The 18963-nt window shown below is 60.7% G+C and carries 14 protein-coding genes; 8 read left to right on the forward strand and 6 right to left on the reverse strand.

Going from position 1 to position 18963, the window contains the following annotated elements; genetic code table 11:
- Positions 1-29: 29 nt before the first annotated feature.
- Entirely contained in the window at positions 30-1343 is a 1314-nt protein-coding gene (locus M5B43_RS26410) for an ATP-binding protein (protein WP_248752822.1), read from the reverse strand.
- 116 nt (positions 1344-1459) lie between these two features.
- On the reverse strand, positions 1460-2200 hold the full coding sequence (ompR, locus tag M5B43_RS26415) for a two-component system response regulator OmpR (RefSeq protein WP_248752823.1): 741 nt from the start codon (positions 2198-2200) through the stop codon (positions 1460-1462).
- Positions 2201-2557: 357 nt separating this feature from the next.
- On the opposite strand from ompR, the gene M5B43_RS26420 reads away from it, so the two are divergent.
- The 7 genes from M5B43_RS26420 (at position 2558) to tauD (ending at position 10754) form a co-directional block, all read left to right on the forward strand.
- The gene (locus tag M5B43_RS26420; RefSeq protein ID WP_248752824.1) at positions 2558-4882 is read left to right on the forward strand and encodes a Tex family protein; all 2325 of its coding nucleotides are present in this window, start codon (positions 2558-2560) and stop codon (positions 4880-4882) included.
- Complete coding sequence (locus M5B43_RS26425; protein ID WP_248752825.1) at positions 4882-5265, forward strand: PaaI family thioesterase; 384 nt, start codon at positions 4882-4884, stop codon at positions 5263-5265. The genes M5B43_RS26420 and M5B43_RS26425 overlap by 1 nt, the downstream gene beginning before the upstream one ends.
- Positions 5266-5479: 214 nt before the next feature.
- On the forward strand, positions 5480-7063 hold the full coding sequence (gene gshA / locus M5B43_RS26430; RefSeq protein WP_248752826.1) for a glutamate--cysteine ligase: 1584 nt from the start codon (positions 5480-5482) through the stop codon (positions 7061-7063).
- 234 nt (positions 7064-7297) lie between these two features.
- Positions 7298-8275 (forward strand): taurine ABC transporter substrate-binding protein, encoded by a 978-nt coding sequence (gene tauA, locus M5B43_RS26435; protein ID WP_248752827.1) that lies wholly within the window; start codon positions 7298-7300, stop codon positions 8273-8275.
- An 18-nt stretch (positions 8276-8293) separates the two neighbouring features.
- Positions 8294-9073 carry a taurine ABC transporter ATP-binding subunit gene (tauB, locus tag M5B43_RS26440; RefSeq protein ID WP_248752828.1) on the forward strand — a complete coding sequence of 260 codons (780 nt, stop codon included), beginning with the start codon at positions 8294-8296 and terminating at the stop codon, positions 9071-9073.
- A complete protein-coding gene (tauC, locus tag M5B43_RS26445) occupies positions 9070-9906 on the forward strand; it encodes a taurine ABC transporter permease TauC (RefSeq protein WP_248752829.1) in 837 nt (278 codons plus the stop codon). The genes tauB and tauC overlap by 4 nt, the downstream gene beginning before the upstream one ends.
- Positions 9907-9917: 11 nt before the next feature.
- Positions 9918-10754: a taurine dioxygenase gene (gene tauD / locus M5B43_RS26450; RefSeq protein WP_248752830.1), complete on the forward strand. Its 837-nt coding sequence runs from the start codon at positions 9918-9920 to the stop codon at positions 10752-10754.
- Between the two features lie 1095 nt (positions 10755-11849).
- Here tauD and mgrA read toward each other — a convergent pair.
- The 4 genes from mgrA to epsC form a co-directional block, all read right to left on the reverse strand.
- On the reverse strand, positions 11850-12887 hold the full coding sequence (mgrA, locus tag M5B43_RS26455; protein ID WP_248752831.1) for an L-glyceraldehyde 3-phosphate reductase: 1038 nt from the start codon (positions 12885-12887) through the stop codon (positions 11850-11852).
- A 108-nt stretch (positions 12888-12995) separates the two neighbouring features.
- Complete coding sequence (locus M5B43_RS26460) at positions 12996-14324, reverse strand: OprD family outer membrane porin (protein ID WP_248752834.1); 1329 nt, start codon at positions 14322-14324, stop codon at positions 12996-12998.
- 179 nt (positions 14325-14503) lie between these two features.
- A complete protein-coding gene (betT, locus tag M5B43_RS26465) occupies positions 14504-16465 on the reverse strand; it encodes a choline transporter BetT (RefSeq protein WP_248752835.1) in 1962 nt (653 codons plus the stop codon).
- A 394-nt stretch (positions 16466-16859) separates the two neighbouring features.
- Positions 16860-17786 carry a serine O-acetyltransferase EpsC gene (gene epsC / locus M5B43_RS26470; protein ID WP_248752832.1) on the reverse strand — a complete coding sequence of 309 codons (927 nt, stop codon included), beginning with the start codon at positions 17784-17786 and terminating at the stop codon, positions 16860-16862.
- Between the two features lie 166 nt (positions 17787-17952).
- Between epsC and M5B43_RS26475 the strand changes: the two genes are divergently transcribed.
- Positions 17953-18948, forward strand: a complete 996-nt coding sequence (locus M5B43_RS26475) for a D-cysteine desulfhydrase (protein WP_248752833.1) — start codon at positions 17953-17955, stop codon at positions 18946-18948.
- The last annotated feature ends 15 nt before the right edge of the window (positions 18949-18963 follow it).

An 18963-nucleotide genomic window follows, 5' to 3' on the forward strand; every position in this document is an offset into this window, starting at 1 on the left:
CCCCTCTCATATTTAATCGCTGTGGTGTGTCAGACCGCGTCTCTTGGCAGCATCAGGCCAAGCGGCAAGCGCACCCGAGCTTCCAGCCCACCCTCTTCGCGATTGCGCAGTTCAACATTGCCACCATGCATCGACGCAATCCGTCGCACAATCGCCAGCCCCAAACCGGTGCCCTTGCCACCGCGGGCACGGTCGCCACGGGTAAAGGGGTTGAAGATGCCCTCCAGCTCAGCCGGGTCGATACCGGCCCCACGGTCCAACACACTCAGCACTACATAAGGCGCAGCACTGTCGCCAGACACACATGCCGCCACTTCCACATCGGAACCAGCATGATGCAAGGCGTTGCCAATCAGGTTGTTCAACAGGCGCTTCATCGATACCCGGCGTAATGCAAAGGGCTGGATCGGCTCCAGGCGCATGCGTACCTGCTCACCGTTCTGGTTGTAGGGCGCAACGACCTCACGCACCAGATCCGTCAGGTCGACCTCCTCCACCACCTCATCACGCCCGTCGCGGATAAACGCCAGGAACTGGTCGAGAATCGCGTCCATGTCTTCGATGTCACGAACCATGTCGTCGGTGAGGTCGGTGTGACTGCCCATCAACTCCAGGGACAGGCGCAATCGCGTCAACGGCGTGCGCAGGTCATGGGACACCCCCGCCAGCATCAGCTCACGCTCACGTCCGGCCTGCTCGACATCCTCCGCCATCTGGTTGAAAGCGCTATACACCTCGGTCATCTCGCTGGGGGTATCGCTGACCGGCAGGCGCACACTGCGCCCCTGCCCCAGCTGGCGAGCGGCAAAAACCAGGCGCTTGAGCGGTTGGCTGAGCTGGCGCACGAAAATCCACGCGGACGCCGTTGAAAGCAAGCCAATAGCCAGGAACCAGCCCAATACGTTCCAGATTTTTTGCCCACGCAACGGATGAGGATAAAGCGGAACCTTGATCCAGGCATCGCCCAGGCTTGGCGCCCTCACCCACAGTGCAGGTGAAACATGCATGCGCAGGCGCACCTCGGTGTCTTCTCCAAGTTCGGCCTGCATCTGGCGCTGGTAGATCTCGCTATAAGGCCAATGCTGCTCGCCCTCAGGTACCCCGGCCCCATCAACGCGGATCAGCGTCGAGGCCTTTGCCACCTTTTCTCGGTTCTCAGGGTCTACCGCCCAGTAGGCACGCAACGTCAAGGCGACGCCATGGCTGTACTGACGGTCCACCAGCACGTCTTCGTTCATCAACAGATAAACCAGCGTGAGCGCCTTGGAGAACAGAACGACGATCAGCACCAGCCAAAGGGTGCGGGAGAAGAAACTTTGCGGGAACCACAACGGGGTTTTCATAGAAGACAGCTGGACACCTTGCAGGAACGAGCGGCGCTCGCAGAATTGCAGACGCCGGGCATCACGTCGACCCTAATAGGGTCAAACGCCAGGATGCCCGCCCTGCAAATCATCGATCACTTGGTTGCGGTGCCATCCGGCACAAACACATAACCCACACCCCATACCGTCTGGATATACCGAGGCTTGGACGGGTCCGGCTCGATCATCCGACGCAGACGGGAGATCTGTACGTCAATGGAGCGCTCCAGGGCGTCCCATTCCCGGCCACGGGCCAGGTTCATCAGCTTGTCGCGGGTCAGCGGCTGGCGCGCGTTCATCACCAGGGCCTTGAGTACCGCGAACTCGCCGGTGGTGAGCATGTGTACTTCTTCACCACGCTTGAGTTCACGGGTCGCCAGGGACAGTTCGTAGTCGCCGAAGGTGACACTTTCGTCCTCGCTGCCCGGTGCGCCCGGTACCGGCGGTGCCTGGCGGCGCAATACGGCCTTGACCCGCGCCATCAACTCGTCCGGGTTGAACGGCTTGGCCAGGTAGTCATCAGCGCCCAGTTCGAGGCCCTTGATGCGGCTCAGCTCATCGCCCTTGGCGGTGAGCATGATGATTGGAATCTGATTGTTCGCGCTACGCAGGCGTTTGCAGGCGGTGAGGCCGTCTTCGCCGGGCAGCATCAGGTCGAGCACGACCAGGTTGAACACTTCGCGCCCCAACAGGCGGTCCATCTGCTCGGTGTTCGGCACCGCGCGGGCACGATAGCCTTTGGAGTTGAAAAAACGCTCCAGCAGGCTGCTCAGCCCCGGATCGTCGTCAACGATGAGAATTTTTTCGCCTTCAGCAGTTTGTGCAGTGCTGCTCATTGGATGCTCCTCTTATCTCGGCGCGCATTATGGCGTAGCTGCCGTTATACGCACCGTGTGCATTGTTAGCAGATTTTTCCTCTACTGCCAGCGAACCCACGCCCTACAACCTCTGGCGTAGTACCCCCCTAGAGCAGAACGCTGGTTATAATGCGGCGCCTTCGTGCAGGGCAACGTCAGATCGTTACCGTTTACTGCCGGGCTTTTTTTCACCCGCTTGTCGTGATTTTTTCTATTTCGAGGGTCAATAGGCAGCCTCTTGACCCAGGCAGCGGTGCCAGTCGGGCCGCTCAACCAGCCTTGCAGGGCCTTGTTCTACGGGCTTGCGAGCTGATTTTAAGAATTTCAGGTGGTTTTATGGACAGCATCAACAGCCGCATCGCCGAGGAACTCGGTGTACGCCCACAACAGGTCGAAGCGGCCGTCGCGCTACTGGATGAAGGCTCCACGGTGCCTTTCATCGCCCGTTACCGAAAAGAAGTGACCGGCAGCCTCGACGACACCCAACTGCGGCACCTGGAAGAACGCCTGCGCTACCTGCGAGAACTCGACGAACGGCGTATCAGCATCCTCGCCAGCATCGAGGAACAGGGCAAGCTGACCCCTCAACTGGAACGCGACATCAAGCTCGCCGACACCAAGACCCGCCTCGAAGACCTGTACCTGCCGTACAAACAGAAGCGCCGCACCAAGGGCCAGATCGCCCTGGAAGCGGGCCTGGGCGACTTGGCCGATGGCCTGTTCAACGACCCATCGCTGACCCCGGACACCGAAGCCGCCCGCTTCATCGACGCGGAAAAAGGTGTCGCCGACGTCAAGGCGGCCCTCGAAGGCGCCAAGTACATCCTGATGGAGCGCTTCGCGGAAAACGCCAGCCTCCTGGAAAAATTGCGTACGTACCTGAAGCAGGAAGCCATCCTCAGCGCCCGTGTCATTGCCGGCAAAGAGGAAGAAGGTGCCAAGTTCCGCGATTACTTCGAACACGACGAGCCGCTGAAAAGCATGCCGTCCCACCGCGCCCTCGCGATTTTCCGGGGTCGCAACGAAGGCATCCTCAGCTCTGCGCTGAAAGTCGGCGATGAACTGCCGGGGACCATGCACCCGTGCGAAGGCATGATCGGTCAACAATTCGGCATCCAAAATCAGAATCGTCCTGCGGATAAGTGGCTCAGTGAAGTCGTGCGCTGGACCTGGAAGGTCAAGCTCTACACTCACCTGGAAACCGACCTGTTGGGTGAACTGCGTGACGGCGCCGAAACCGAGGCCATCAACGTGTTCGCCCACAACCTGCACGACCTGCTGCTGGCCGCACCGGCCGGCCCACGCGCCACCCTGGGCCTTGACCCGGGCCTGCGCACCGGTTGCAAGGTTGCGGTGGTCGACGCCACCGGCAAGCTGCTGGACCACGCCACCGTGTACCCCCACGTGCCTCATAACAAGTGGGACCAGACCCTGGCGATCCTTGCCGCCCTGTGCGCCAAGCACGCGGTGGACCTGATCGCCATCGGCAACGGCACCGCCAGCCGTGAAACCGACAAGCTGGCCGCCGAATTGATCAAAAAATACCCAGCCATGAAGATGACCAAGGTCATGGTCTCCGAGGCGGGTGCCTCGGTGTATTCGGCATCGGAACTGGCATCCAAGGAGTTCCCGGACCTCGATGTGTCGATCCGAGGCGCCGTTTCCATCGCCCGTCGCCTGCAGGATCCGCTGGCCGAGCTGGTGAAGATCGATCCGAAATCCATCGGTGTCGGCCAATACCAGCACGACGTGTCGCAGTTGAAGCTGGCGCGCGGCCTGGATGCCGTCGTAGAAGATTGCGTAAACGCCGTGGGCGTGGACGTGAACACCGCTTCCGTGGCGCTGTTGGCGCGGATCTCCGGTCTCAACGCGACCCTCGCGCAAAACATCGTCACCCACCGCGACGAAAACGGTGCGTTCAAAACCCGCGCCGCGCTGAAAAAAGTTGCACGCTTGGGTGAAAAAACCTTCGAACAAGCCGCCGGCTTCCTGCGTGTGATGAACGGTGACAACCCGCTGGATGCCTCCGCGGTTCACCCGGAAGCCTATCCGTTGGTACAACGCATTGCCGCCGAGACAGACCGCGACATCCGCTCGCTGATCGGTGACGCCGCGTTCCTCAAGCGCCTGGATCCGAAAAAGTACACCGACGAAACTTTCGGCGTACCGACCATTACCGACATCCTGCAAGAACTGGAAAAACCAGGCCGCGACCCGCGCCCTGAGTTCAAGACCGCCGAGTTCCAGGACGGCGTCGAGGACCTCAAGGACCTGCAACTGGGCATGATCCTCGAAGGCGTGGTGACCAATGTGACCAACTTCGGCGCTTTTGTGGATATCGGCGTGCATCAGGACGGTTTGGTGCATATTTCCGCGCTTTCAGAGAAGTTCATCAAGGACCCGCGCGAGGCGGTCAAAGCCGGTGACGTGGTCAAGGTCAAAGTCATGGAAGTCGACATCCCGCGCAAACGCGTCGGCCTGTCGATGCGCATGAGCGACACCCCCGGCGAGAAAATCGACGGTGCCCGTGGCGCCCGCCCGGGTTCTGCACCGCGTCAGTCGCAGAACAACGCACCGCGCAAAGAAACCGCCACTGCAGCGCCGAGCAACAACGCCATGGCTTCGTTGTTCGCCAATGCCAAACAGTTGAAGAAACGCTGATGGAAATCCCGGCCGGCTTGACCCAGAGCGCGTTCAGCGAACTGATCGGCTGCCGCCTGCAACGCCTGGACGAGGGCGTTGCCGAGGTGGCCCTGACCCTGGAGCCGCAATTGCGCAACCGCGCAGGCAAGCTCCATGGCGGGGCGATTTTCAGCTTGGTGGACATCACCATGGGGCTGGCATGCTCCAGCAGCCACGGTTTCGACCAGCAGAGCGCGACCATCGAATGCAAAATCAACTATATCCGCGCCGTGTCGGAGGGTGACGTGGTGTGCACCAGCCGGGTGATTCACGCGGGTAGACGCACATTGGTGGTCGAAGCCGATGTGTACCAGGACGAAAGACTTGTCGCAAAAGCACAGGGCACGTTCGCTGTCCTATAGCTCCCCACCCTCGATTTGAGTTAATTTCGGCGCTGCGACAACAGCGTCGGAATTTTCTTGCTGCGCTATAGCCCAATTCATGGAGTGAAGTAGGCTTTTTCAAAGCGGGTCAAATCGACTCAAAACCAGGCGATAACGCCAGTTTCAACTTCACCCTTGTAGACCGTCCTGCCCACCCCCATATTGGGGCGACTGACGCGTGAAGGAATCCAACTTGAGCGAACTTCTCAACCGCCGCCTGGCCCTGCTCGGCAAGCGCGAACACCTCTCCCTGCTAGAGCAGTGCTTGCACGGCATCGAGCGCGAATGCCTACGCGTCACAGGTGAGGGCCGCCTGGCCCAAACGCCGCACCCCGAAGCCCTGGGCGCCGCGTTGACCAATGAACAGATCACCACCGACTACTCGGAATCGCTGCTGGAGTTCATCACCCCAGCCCTGCCTGATCCGGCGCAGACCCTGAGCAGCCTGGACAAGATCCACCGCTTTGCCTATTCCAAGCTCGGCAGCGAATACCTGTGGAGCCCCTCGATGCCGTGCCCATTGCCGGCCGAGGAAGATATTCCGATTGCCTACTACGGCACCTCCAATATCGGCCAGCTCAAGTACGTGTACCGCAAGGGCCTGGCCCTGCGCTACGGCAAAACCATGCAGTGCATCGCCGGTATCCACTACAACTTCTCCCTGCCGGAACCGCTGTGGCCGCTGCTCAAGGAAACCGAAGGTTTTGTCGGGACCGACCGCGACTATCAATCCGACGCCTATATCGCCCTGATCCGTAATTTCCGGCGCTACAGCTGGCTGCTGATGTACCTGTTCGGTGCCTCGCCGGCCCTGGATGCCGGGTTCCTGCGGGGGCGTTCGCACCAGCTCGAAGTGCTCGATGCCGACACCCTGTACCTGCCGTATGCCACCAGCTTGCGCATGAGCGACCTGGGTTACCAAAGCAACGCCCAGGCCGGCCTTACACCGTGCTACAACGACTTGGCCAGTTACACCGACAGCTTGCGCAAGGCTGTGGCAACGCCCTACGCGCCATACGTCGAAGTCGGCACGCACAAGGATGGTGAGTGGGTACAGCTCAACACCAACATCCTGCAAATCGAAAACGAGTACTACTCCAACATCCGCCCCAAGCGTGTGACCTACACCGGCGAACGGCCGATCCAGGCGTTGATGGCCCGCGGCATCCAGTACATCGAAGTGCGCTGCCTGGACATCAACCCGTTCCTGCCAATGGGCATTGACCTTCCCGAGTCACGCTTCCTCGACGCGTTCCTGCTGTATTGCGCGCTGAATGACAGCCCACTGTTCGCCAATAACGAGTGCGGCAACGCCACGTCCAACTTCCTCAGCGTGGTCAAGGAGGGTCGGCGTCCGGGCCTGCAATTGCAGCGTGATGGCCAGGCGGTAGACATGAAAGAGTGGGCCGCCGAGCTGCTCGAGAAAATCGCCCCCCTGGCAGCCTTGCTCGATGAGAGCCAAGGCTTCACCGAACACAGCGAGGCGCTGGATGCCCAGTTGGCGAAGGTCAACGACCCGGCACTGACGCCGTCGGCCCAGGTGCTCGCAGCAATGAGCGCGCGCAAAGAGAGTTTTGCGCAGTTCTCCCTGCACCAAAGCCAGCTGCATGCCGAGCATTTCCGCAACGAGCCGCTTCCCGCCCAGGAACAGGCGCGGTTTGAAGAACTGGCGCGCACGTCGCTGGCACAGCAGGCGGAACTGGAGCAGAACGAAGTGGGCGACTTTGATGTGTTTGTCGGCTCTTACCAGGCGAGCATTCTGGCCATCAGCAACTAACCATTGTGGGAGGGGGCTTACTCCCGATAGCGCTGTGTCAGTCAACCAATCAAGTGACTGAAATATTGCCATCGGGGCAAGCCCCCTCCCACATTCATCTCCCACTTGGCTGGAGATCAGCTTCTACCCTTCTCCACATAAGCTAATTCGAAAACGTTATTTATTTTCGGGTTCTTAGATCATTTAGTCTCCTCACACGCCGACCCTCGGCCGCCTGATTGAGGAGCTCACCCCTTGAAACTGCTTACCCCTCTGCGCCTCCTGGCCGCATTGTCCCTGGCGGGTGCCAGCCTGCTTGCCCAGGCGGCGGATGTGACCATCGCTTACCAGACCACCGTGGACCCGGCCAAAGTCGCCCAGGCTGACGGCTCGTATGAAAAAGCTACCCACGCCAAGATCGACTGGCGCAAATTCGACAATGGCGCCGACATCATCGCCGCCATCGCCTCCGGCGACGTACAGATCGGCTACCTCGGTTCCAGCCCGTTGACCGCCGCCGTAACCCGCAAAGTGCCGGTAGAAACCTTCCTCGTCGCCACCCAGATCGGCGGTGCCGAAGCGCTGGTCGCGCGTAACGGTGCGGGTATCAACAGCCCACAGGACCTGGTCGGCAAAAAGATCGCCGTGCCCTTCGTGTCCACCGGCCACTACAGTCTGCTGGCCGCGCTGAAGCACTGGAACATCGACCCGTCGAAAGTGACCATCCTTAACCTCGCGCCACCGGCAATCATCGCTGCGTGGAAACGCGGTGACATCGACGCCACCTACGTCTGGGACCCGGCGCTGGGCGTGGCCAAGGAAAATGGCAAGGTGCTGATCACCTCCGGCGAACTGGCCACGTTCGGCGCGCCGACTTTCGACGCGTGGATCGTGCGTAAAGACTTCGCCGAAAAACACCCGGAAATCGTCAGCGCCTTCGCCAAGGTCACCCTGGATGCCTACGCCGCATACCGCAAAGACCCACAAGCCTGGCTCGCCGACAAAGGCAACGTCGACAAACTGGTGAAACTCTCCGGCGCCAAGGCCAGCGACATCCCACTGCTGTTGCAAGGCAACGTCTACCCGCTGGCCGCCGACCAGGTGACCCTGCTGGGTGCACCGACCACCAAAGCAGTGACCGATACCGCCGCGTTCCTCAAGGAACAAGGCAAGGTCGACGCCGTGCTGCCGGACTACGCCCCTTACGTCAGCGCCAAGTTCATCACCCACTGATTCAAGGAGTTCATTGCGATGGCCTTGCTACAACTGGAGCGCATCAGCGCACAGTACCCAGGCGCCACAGAACCGGTGCTGGCTGATATTTCACTCGACCTTGGGCCACAGCAATTGCTGGTGGCCCTCGGCCCGTCCGGCAGTGGCAAGACTTCGCTGTTGAACCTGATCGCCGGCTTTGTCGAACCCTCGGCCGGGCGCATCACCCTCGACGGCGTGCCGGTCAAAGGCCCCAGCGCCGAACGCGGCGTAGTGTTCCAGGACGACGCGCTGCTGCCCTGGCAGGACGTGCTGGCCAACGTCGGTTTCGGCCTCGAGCTGGCCGGTGTACCCAAGGCGCAACGCGAAGTCCGCGCCCGGGAAATGCTCGCACTGGTGGACTTGGCCGGTTTCGACAGCCGTCGCATCTGGCAGCTTTCCGGCGGCCAGAAACAACGCGTCGGCTTGGCCCGCGCCTTGGCTGCCGACCCACGCGTGTTGCTGATGGATGAACCCTTCGGTGCCCTGGATGCCTTCACCCGCGAACAGATGCAGGAATTACTCCTGCAAGTCTGGCGGCGTACGGCCAAACCGGTATTCCTGATTACCCACGACATTGAAGAAGCGGTGTTCCTCGCCACGGATTTGATCCTGCTGGCACCCAACCCCGGCCAGATCGTCGAACGCCTGCACCTGGATTTCGGCCAACGCTATGCGGCCGGTGAATCAGCCCGGGCGATCAAATCCGACCCGCGCTTTATCGAAACCCGCGAACACGTGCTGGGCAAAGTGTTCTCCCAACGGCAGGTGTCCGCATGAGTAGCTATGAACTTCCCGCGACCACCCCCCAACCGGTGGCCAACGCTGTCATCCCGGTGCGTCGCAGCCTGAGCACACGCTGGATCAGCGTGTTGACCCTGCTCGCCTTGTTGGCCATCTGGTGGGCCGTGACGGCCACCGGCCTGATCGAGCCGCTGTTCCTGCCGCCACCGTCCGCCGTCCTGCAAAAAGGCTGGCTGTTGGCGACCACGGGCTATATGGACTCCACACTGTGGCAACACCTGGGCGCGAGCCTCAGCCGTATCGGCCTGGGCCTGGGCTTTGCCGTGTTGACCGCCGTGCCCGTAGGGATCGCCATCGGTGCCAACCGCATCGCGCGCGGCATTCTCGACCCACTGATCGAGTTCTACCGGCCGATTCCCCCGTTGGCCTATTTGCCGTTGATCGTAATCTGGTGCGGCATCGGCGAACTGTCCAAAGTGCTGCTGATTTACCTGGCGATCTTTGCACCGATTGCCATCGCCACGGCGACCGGTGTGCGCACTGTCGACCCGGCCAAGCTGCGTGCCGCGCAGTCGCTGGGTGCGACCCGCGCCCAGCTGATTCGCCATGTGATCCTGCCGAGCGCCCTGCCCGACATCCTCACCGGTGTGCGCATCGGCTTGGGTGTGGGCTGGTCGACCTTGGTCGCCGCCGAGTTGATCGCCGCGACCAGCGGCCTGGGTTTCATGGTGCAGTCAGCGGCGCAGTTCCTGGTCACCGACGTGGTGGTGCTGGGCATTCTGGTGATCGCCCTGATCGCCTTCGCCATGGAGATGGGCCTGCGGGCCCTGCAGCGTAAATGGGTGCCTTGGCATGGCCAGGCACACTAAGTGAGAACAGCATGAGCAACCTGACCGTTACACCTTTAAGCACCGCCCTGGGCGCCCGGATCAGCGGCGTCGATATCACCCAACCGCTGAGCCTCGAACAACGCGACGCCATTGAACAGGCGTTACTCAACCATTCGGTGCTGTTCTTCCGTGGCCAGCCGATCACCCCGCAGCAACAGGCGCGGTTCGCGGCGAACTTTGGTGACCTGCACATTCACCCGATCTACCCCAATGTGCCGGAACAGCCCGAAGTGCTGATCCTCGATACCGCCGTGACCGACGTGCGCGACAACGCCGTATGGCATACCGACGTGACCTTCCTGCCCACGCCGGCACTGGGCGCGGTGCTCAGCGCCAAGCTGTTGCCGGCGTTCGGTGGCGATACCTTGTGGGCCAGCGGCATTGCGGCGTATGAAGCGTTGTCCGAGCCGTTGAAGGGGCTGCTCAACGGGTTGACGGCCACCCACGACTTCACCAAGTCCTTCCCGCTGGAGCGCTTTGGCAACACCGTTGAAGACTTCGCGCGCTGGGAAGAAACCCGCAAGAAAAACCCGCCGCTGTCGCACCCGGTGGTGCGCACGCATCCGGTGAGTGGGCGTAAGTCGCTGTTTGTCAGTGATGGGTTTACCACCCGGATCAACGAGCTGGAGCCGGCGGAAAGCGAGGCGATTCTCAAGCTGCTTTTTGCTCACGCAACACGCCCGGAGTTTACGATCCGCTGGCGGTGGCAAGAGAATGACGTGGCGTTCTGGGATAACCGGGTAACCCAACATTACGCGGTGGATGACTACCGGCCACAACGCCGGGTGATGCATCGGGCAACGATTCTTGGAGATGTGCCGTTCTAGTCGCCACACTGAAAATCAACTGTGGGAGGGGGCTTGCTCCCGATAACGGTGCTTCAGTAGCAGATGTACTGACTGACACGCTGCTATCGGGAGCAAGCCCCCCCACATTTCGTTTCCAGTTCCGCCAGTTACCTCACAGTCTTCGGCGCCTTGCCTTCGTTCAATCTTCGAAGACATCCTTGCGGCGGACATTCTGCAAGACCTCTAATCAGCCACACAGCCATACCCATGTGGGAGGGGGCTTGCTCCCGATAACGGTGCTTCAGTAGCAGATGTACTGACTGACACACTGCAATCGGGAGCAAGCCCCCTCCCACATTTCGTTTCCAGTTCCGCCGGTTACTTCACGGTCTTCGGCGCCTTGCCGTTGTTCAATCTTCGAAGACATCCTGGCGGCGGACATTCTGCAAGACCTGCAATCAGCCACACAGCCATACCCATGTGGGAGGAGGCTTGCTCCCGATAACGGTGTTTCAGTAGCAGATGTACTGACTGACACACTGCAATCGGGAGCAAGCCCCCTCCCACATTTCGTTTCCAGTTCCGCCAGTTACTTCACAGTCTTCGGCGCCTTGCCGTTGTTGAATCTTCGAAGACATCCTGGCGGCGGTCATGCTGCAAGACCTCTAATCAGCCACACAGCCATACCCATGTGGGAGGGGGCTTGCTCCCGATAACGGTGTTTCAGTAGCAGATGTACTGACTGACACGCTGCTATCGGGAGCAAGCCCCCTCCCACATTTCGTTTCCAGCTCCGCCAGTTGCTTCACAGTCTTCGGCGCCTTGCCGTTGTTCAATCTTCGAAGACATCCTGGCGGCGGACATTCTGCAAGACCTGCAATCAGCCACACAGCCATACCCATGTGGGAGGGGGCTTGCTCCCGATAACGGTGCTTCAGTAGCAGATGTACTGACTGACACGCTGCTATCGGGAGCAAGCCCCCTCCCACATTTCGTTTCCAGTTCCGCCAGTTACTTCACAGTCTTCGGCGCCTTGCCTTCGTTCAATCTTCGAAGACATCCTGGCGGCGGACATGCTGCAAGACCTCTAATCAGCCACACAGCAAGCCCCCACATTGACCGAGTCGTACCAAATTATTCAGCGGTCGATGGTTTTTCCCACAAGTTGATCCCGCCTTCCTGCGCAAACCGGTCGATCTCCGCCAGTTCTTGCGCGCTGAAGCTCAAGTTCTTCAACGCCCCGACGTTTTCAATGATCTGCTCCGGTCGGCTCGCGCCGATGAGCGCACTGGTTACCCGCGGATCACGCAGGGTCCACGCCAGCGCCAGTTGGGCCAGGCTCTGGCCACGACGCTTGGCGATTTCATTCAGCGCCCGCACATGGGCGATGTTGGCTTCAGACAAGTGCTGGGCCTGCAACGAGCCGCCACCCGGGCGGTTGACCCGTGCATCGGCGGGTACGCCATTGAGGTACTTGTCGGTCAGCAAACCCTGGGCCAGCGGCGTGAACGCGATCACCCCGGCACCGAGCTCTGCGGTGGTGTCCAAGAGGTCTTTTTCCACCCAGCGGTTGAGCAGGTTGTAGGCCGGTTGATGGATCAGCAGCGGTACTTTCCACTCCTTGAGCAGTGCCGCCATTTCGCGGGTTTTCACCCCGGAATAGGACGAGATACCGATGTACAGCGCCTTGCCTTGTTGCACCGCGGTGGCGAGGGCGCTGGCGGTTTCTTCCAGTGGGGTGTCGGGGTCAAAACGGTGAGAGTAGAAGATATCCACGTAGTCGACGCCCAGGCGTTGCAGGCTCTGGTCCAGGCTCGCCAGTACGTATTTGCGCGAACCGCCGCCCTGGCCGTAAGGGCCGGGCCACATGTCCCAACCGGCTTTGCTGGAGATGATCAGTTCATCGCGGTACTGCTTGAAGTCTTCGCGCAGCAAACGGCCGAAGTTGATCTCGGCACTGCCGTAGGGCGGGCCGTAGTTGTTGGCCAGGTCGAAGTGGTTGATACCCAGGTCGAACGCGGTGCGCAACAAGGCGCGCTGAGTGTCGATCGGGGTGCTGTCGCCAAAGTTGTGCCACAGCCCCAGGGACAGTGCCGGCAGCACCAATCCACTGCGACCTACGCGGCGATAAGGAATAGATTCATAGCGGTTTTCGGCAGCAATGTAAGTCATCGAATCCTCTCTGGGCTTGGGGCAAATAAGGCCCGGGAATAACGATATTCCCGGGCCTTTTAACCCGCTGAATCGCTTAAGTCTGCCTTTCCGTTTTACAGCAATTCCCTACCAGAGTGGAACGACATAGCTGACATAGAAACGGTTTTCATCTTGCACGGTGGCGCCGGTAATGTCGGGGCTGGCATGGGCATTTTTCCAGGTCACGCCCAGACCCTTGAGCGTGCCAGTGGGCACTTGGTAGGCCACGGCAACGTTACGCTCCCACTCGCTGGTGGTGCCTTGTGCGGTGCGGATGTCATCACCGTGGGCATAGGCCGCGGAGAACGTCAGGCCGTTGAGGCCAAGTTTGCCGAAGTCATATTTGTACTGCGCCAGCCAGGTGCGTTCGCCGGCATGCTGGAATTTGTTCAACTGCATGTTGGTCAGCGCTGGCGTGTCGGCACCGGAGCCCGGCCCCTGGCGCGCGTCCCCACTGTTCAGGCCGGAGTCCAGGTACGGGAAGTCGCTGTCGCCGCTGTTTTTCTGGATACCAAGGCCGACGGTATGGCCGTCCAGGCTGTAGCTTTCCAGCAGGCTGACGGTGGACTGGTTGATGCGCCCCTTCGATGTGCCGTCGCCATACAGGCCGGCAGCGGCAAAGTCTTTGTCACCATCGGCGTTAGCGCCCACGCCCAGGCTGCGGAACATACGCAGGTCGGTGTCAATCGCCCCCACGGACAAGGCGTCATGACGCTTGGCGCCGAGGAAGAACTGTTGGTAGTAATCCTCAAGGTTGGAATACCAGAGGCTGACGGTGGTGTTCTGCAAACCGGTGTAGTCCGCCCCACCGAACAGGAAGCGGTCACTCTCTTTGGTACCGCCGGCAGTGATCATGCCCTGGTCGCCGGTTTCGTTACGAATCTTGGTCTTGAAAATATCGCCGCCGGTGAAGGTGAAGTCCGTGAGGTCCTTGGACACCAGTTGCACACCCGTGTTGGTCTGCTGGTACAGGCGGCCGTCGGTGTTGGCCAGCACCGGGTTATTGCCGTAGAGCGTACCGACGCGCAGTTCGTCTTTGGCGAAGCGCATCTTGAATGTCGGGCTGAGTACGCCGAACTGGTCGGCCGATTTGCCGTCGTCCAGGGGGAACATGCTGCCGGGGTAACGGCCCTGGTGATTCTTGTCGTTGAGGTCGCCACCGGAATCGAGCTTGAGGCCGTAGAACGCCTGCAAGTCGAGGCCAAAACCTACCGGGCCTTCGGTGTAGCCGGACTTGAAGTTGAACTCAAAACCCTGGCCCCAATCACGCACGCTGTGGGCCTTGGCGGTGCTGTTCACCACATCACGCCCCTGCTGGTTGAGATAGCGGTTGAGCAGGGTCACATCGGCGTGGCTGTCATCGATAAAATCGGCATGGGCGGACAGCATAAAGCTCGCCATGGCGGCTCCCACCATGGGGCTTAATAACGTCTTCATTGTTACCGGTCTCCGTCACTGTTCTGAAATGAAAGCGTCAAACGCTTCACACAATTACGCAGTGGCCAGATGACAGTTACGCGTCAAACCGGGGTTTCAACGAATGAAATTAAATTTAAGAAAGCCCCGTAGAACGGGGCTTTGCGGGGTTTATTGCGTCAGCGTACCAAGTGCAGGAACTGCAGGTGCCGCTCGTATTGGTCGAGGATGTCGTTGATGATCTGCTCCTTGGTGTAGCCCACCAGATCGTAGTCCTGGCTGCCCTCGCTCAAGTGCACTTCCGCCCGGTAGTAGCGACGATTGTTGATCTCCTTGGACCCCATGCCACCCCGCGCGAACGACGGTGTGAAATAGCCGCGCATCTGCACCTGGTAGACAAACGGACGCTCCTCGCCATGACCGATTTCCAGGCTGACGCTGTCGTTGGCCGGGTCAGGCTGGGTGACCACATTCAGGCCCTTCTCGACAAACACCGCCGTCACTTCTTCGATGGCCGGACGCACTGTCGATTCCAGGAAGCGGTACACCTCATCGCGCGATGGGAAGTGCACGGCCTGGCTCAAACGCTGACGCCAACCGCCTCGGCCCTTGCGTGACGCCGAGACCGGCGCCAGCGAGTGCAACTGGGCGATCTGCTTTTGCGATTCGAGGTAGAACGCCTTATGCAGCCCCCACATCATCAGCAGCAGGATCAACGAGAACGGTAACGACGTCAGCACCACCGCTGATTTGAGCGAGTCGATGCTGCCGGCAAACAGCAAGGCACTGGTGACCAGTGCGGTCATCGCCCCCCAGAACACTCGCAACCATTTCGGCCCGTCTTCGTCGGCGTTGCCGCCTTTGGATGACAGGGTCGACAGCACCACCGTGCCGGAGTCGGCCGACGTGACGAAGAACACGAAGCTGATAAACACCGTGACTGCGATCACTGTCTTGCTCCACGGGTAGGTTTCCAGCAGCAGGTAGAGGCTCATCGACGGATCATCGATGGCCGACTGACCGAGGGCCGCCATACCGTGGTTGAGCACTTGGTCAATGGCACTGTTGCCGAAAATCGACATCCACGCCAGGGTGAAGCCCAGTGGAATCAGCAGCACGCCGAACACGAATTCGCGGATGGTACGGCCGCGGGAAATACGTGCGATGAACAGGCCCACGAACGGCGACCATGCGATCCACCAGGCCCAATAGAACACTGTCCAACCGCCCAGCCAGTCGCTGGGTTTGTCATAGGCGTACACGTCGAAGCTCTTGGTCGGCAACGCCCCCAAGTAATCACCGATGTTCTGGATCAGGGTGTTGAGCAAGTGCTGGGTAGGCCCGGCGAACAACACGAACAGCAGCAGCGCACAGGCCAGCAGCATGTTGATGTCGGACATCACCCGCACGCCCTTGTCGACACCGGCGACGGCGACCAGGATCGCGGCGCCCATCATCAACGTGATCAGGCCCACCTGAATCCACTGCGTATGGGCGATGCCAAACAGGTAGTCCAGGCCAGAATTGAGGTGCAGCACGCCAAAGCCCATGTCGGCGCCCAGGCCGAACACCGTGGCGATAATGCCGAAGCCATCCACCGCGTAACCGATAGGCCCATTGATACGCTTGCCGATCAGTGGGTACAGCGCCGAGCGCAACGCCAACGGCAGGTTATGCCGGTAGGCGAAATACGCCAGGGCCATGCCCACAAAGGCGAACACGCCCCAGCCATGCAGGCCCCAGTGCAGAAACAGGATCTGCATGGCCTGGCGTGCGGCATCGGCGTTCATCGGCGCGCCCTGGGGCGGTTGCACCAGGTGCGTCAGCGGCTCGGAGACGCAGAAGAAAAACAGCGTGATGCTGATCCCGGCGGCGAACAGCATGCCCGCCCAGGACAGGTAACTGAATTCGGGCTCGTCGTGGTCGGCACCGAGTTTTATCTTGCCGTAGCCCGATAGCGCGGTGACCACCACGAAGACCAGATACAGGGTCATCGCCAGCATGTAGTACCAGCCGACCGTATTGGCCGCCCAGTTTTGCGCCGCCAGCAGCCAGGCACCGGCCTGTTGCGGAATGGCGATGACAGTGATGCCAAAGAGCAGGATGACGCTGGCGGCAAAGTAGAAAACGGGCGCATTCATGCGCACCAGGCCGCTGGATGGGGTGGACGATGCACTCATGAACGATGCACCCCGAGGGTGTGAGATGTGGCTGTAAATAACGGACTCAGCAAAGGTAAGCCTCCTGTTGTGAGCGGGCAGCGAACCACCGGTTTAACTTGAACGAACATTCAAGTTAAACATGGATAGGCAGTTTTGGACTAATCGCAGGGCTGAGTGGTAGGTGATTCCTACACTCGCTCAAGGAATCGTTGTGGCGAGGGAGCGTGCTCCCGTTGGGGCGCGAAGCGCCCCTGAAAAGCACACCGCGTGCGCTCGGAAAGAACGGAGAGGCAGGTTCAGGGCCGCTGCGCAGCCCAACGGGAGCAAGCGCCTTCGCCACCGGGTTAGTCCCCAGCAGTCATCGCAAGTGTCATTATTTTTGAGCCCCATCATCATGCTGCAGATTCGCCTGCGTAATGTTCGCCCCCGCCGGCACGCTGCGGGTCAGCCACACGTTACCGCCAATGGTCGAACCCTGGCCGATGGTGATGCGCCCTAGAATCGTCGCCCCGGCATAGATCACCACGTCATCCTCGACAATCGGGTGACGCGGATGGCCTTTCTGCAACTGCCCATCCTCATCCGCCGGGAAGCGCTTGGCTCCCAACGTGACCGCCTGGTAGATGCGCACACGCTCACCAATGATCGCGGTTTCACCAATTACCACACCCGTCCCGTGGTCGATAAAGAAACTCGGGCCAATCTGCGCGCCCGGGTGAATGTCGATGCCCGTTGCCGAATGGGCAATCTCCGCACTGATGCGCGCCAACAGCGGCAAGCCGGCGCGGTACAGATGATGGGCCAGGCGATGGTGAATCACCGCCAGGATTCCCGGGTAGCACAGCAACACTTCATCCACGCTGCGCGCGGCGGGGTCGCCGTGGTAGGCGGCCAACACATCGGTGTCCAGCAGGCTGCGCAAGGAGGGCAAGGCCAGGGCGAAATCCTGGATCAGGCGAATGGCCAGCGCATCGACCTCGCTGTCATCCTGACCGCCCTGGCGGGCGGCGTAGCGCAGCTCCAGGCGCGCCTGCGCGAGCAACGCGTTGAGGGCGACGTCGAGGGTATGCCCGACGTAGAAGTCTTCACTTTCTTCACGCAGGTCCGCCGGCCCCAGGCGCATCGGGAACAGCGCGCCGCACAGCGATTCGAGAATCTGCGCCACGGCTTCGCGCGACGGCAGTTCGCGGCCGCCATGCTCACCACTCAAGCGGCCGTTGCGCGTTCGCCACTGATCGCGGGCGCCGCGCAGCTGGCTGACGATGGTCTGTAATTGCCAATGGCTGGAACGCTCACTCACGGTATTCACTCCTGACGAAATGCCCATCACTTTACGGTATGCACCCTGGCGACTCTTAAGAACCAATGGTGTGAGGCTAAGAACTATCCGTCATAAGCGATTGCCGGTTGCTCGTTGAAAAGTGCCTGCCTATAGTCCCTCAATCACTTAGCCACTGTGCGTCGTCATGATCAAACAACAGCTCGACCGTTTTAACCGTCTGGACCTGCTGGGGGCCGCCACCGCCCTGGAAAAACTCGAGCGGCTGTCGGCCTGGCTGGGCCGGGACATCTACGTCAAACGCGATGACACCACGCCCCTGGCCATGGGCGGAAACAAGCTGCGCAAACTGGAATACCTGGCGGCCGACGCCATCGCCCAAGGTGCCGACACATTAGTGACCGCTGGCGCCATCCAATCCAACCACGTCCGCCAGACCGCCGCCCTCGCCGCCAAGCTCGGCCTGGGCTGCGTTGCCCTGCTGGAAAACCCTACCGGCACCGAAGACCCCAACTACCTGGGCAATGGCAACCGCCTGCTGCTGGACCTGTTCGACGCCAAGGTGGAGCTGGTGGAAAACCTCGACAACGTCGACGACCAACTCAACGCCCTCGCCGACCGCCTGCGCAGCAATGGCAAGAAGCCGTACCTGGTGCCTATCGGCGGCTCGAATGCCCTCGGCGCGCTGGGTTATGTGCGTGCCGGGCTGGAGTTGGCCGGGCAGATCGAAGACAGCGGCATCGAATTTGCCGCCGTGGTGCTGGCCTCGGGCAGTGCCGGTACCCACAGCGGTTTGGCCCTGGCGCTGAGTGAAATGCTGCCGGATTTGCCGGTGATTGGCGTGACGGTGTCGCGCACCGAGGAAGCACAGTCCCCCAAAGTGCAGGGCCTGGCCGAACGCACCGCCGAGTTGCTCGGCGTGCAAGTGCCCGAGGCGTTCAAGGTAATCCTGTGGGATGAATACTTTGGCCCCCGTTATGGCGAACCCAACGCCGGCACCCTCTCCGCGATCAAACTGTTGGCCAGCCAGGAAGGTCTGCTGCTGGACCCGGTCTACACAGGCAAGGCCATGGCCGGGCTGTTGGATGGCATCGGGCGCCAGCGGTTTGAGGAGGGCCCGATTATTTTCCTGCACACAGGCGGTGCGCCAGCGTTGTTTGCCTACAACTGCGTATTTAACTAACTGAACACGGGCCAG

Origin of the sequence: Pseudomonas sp. MWU15-20650, assembly GCF_023242475.1 — a bacterium.
Taxonomy (GTDB): Bacteria; Pseudomonadota; Gammaproteobacteria; order Pseudomonadales; family Pseudomonadaceae; genus Aquipseudomonas.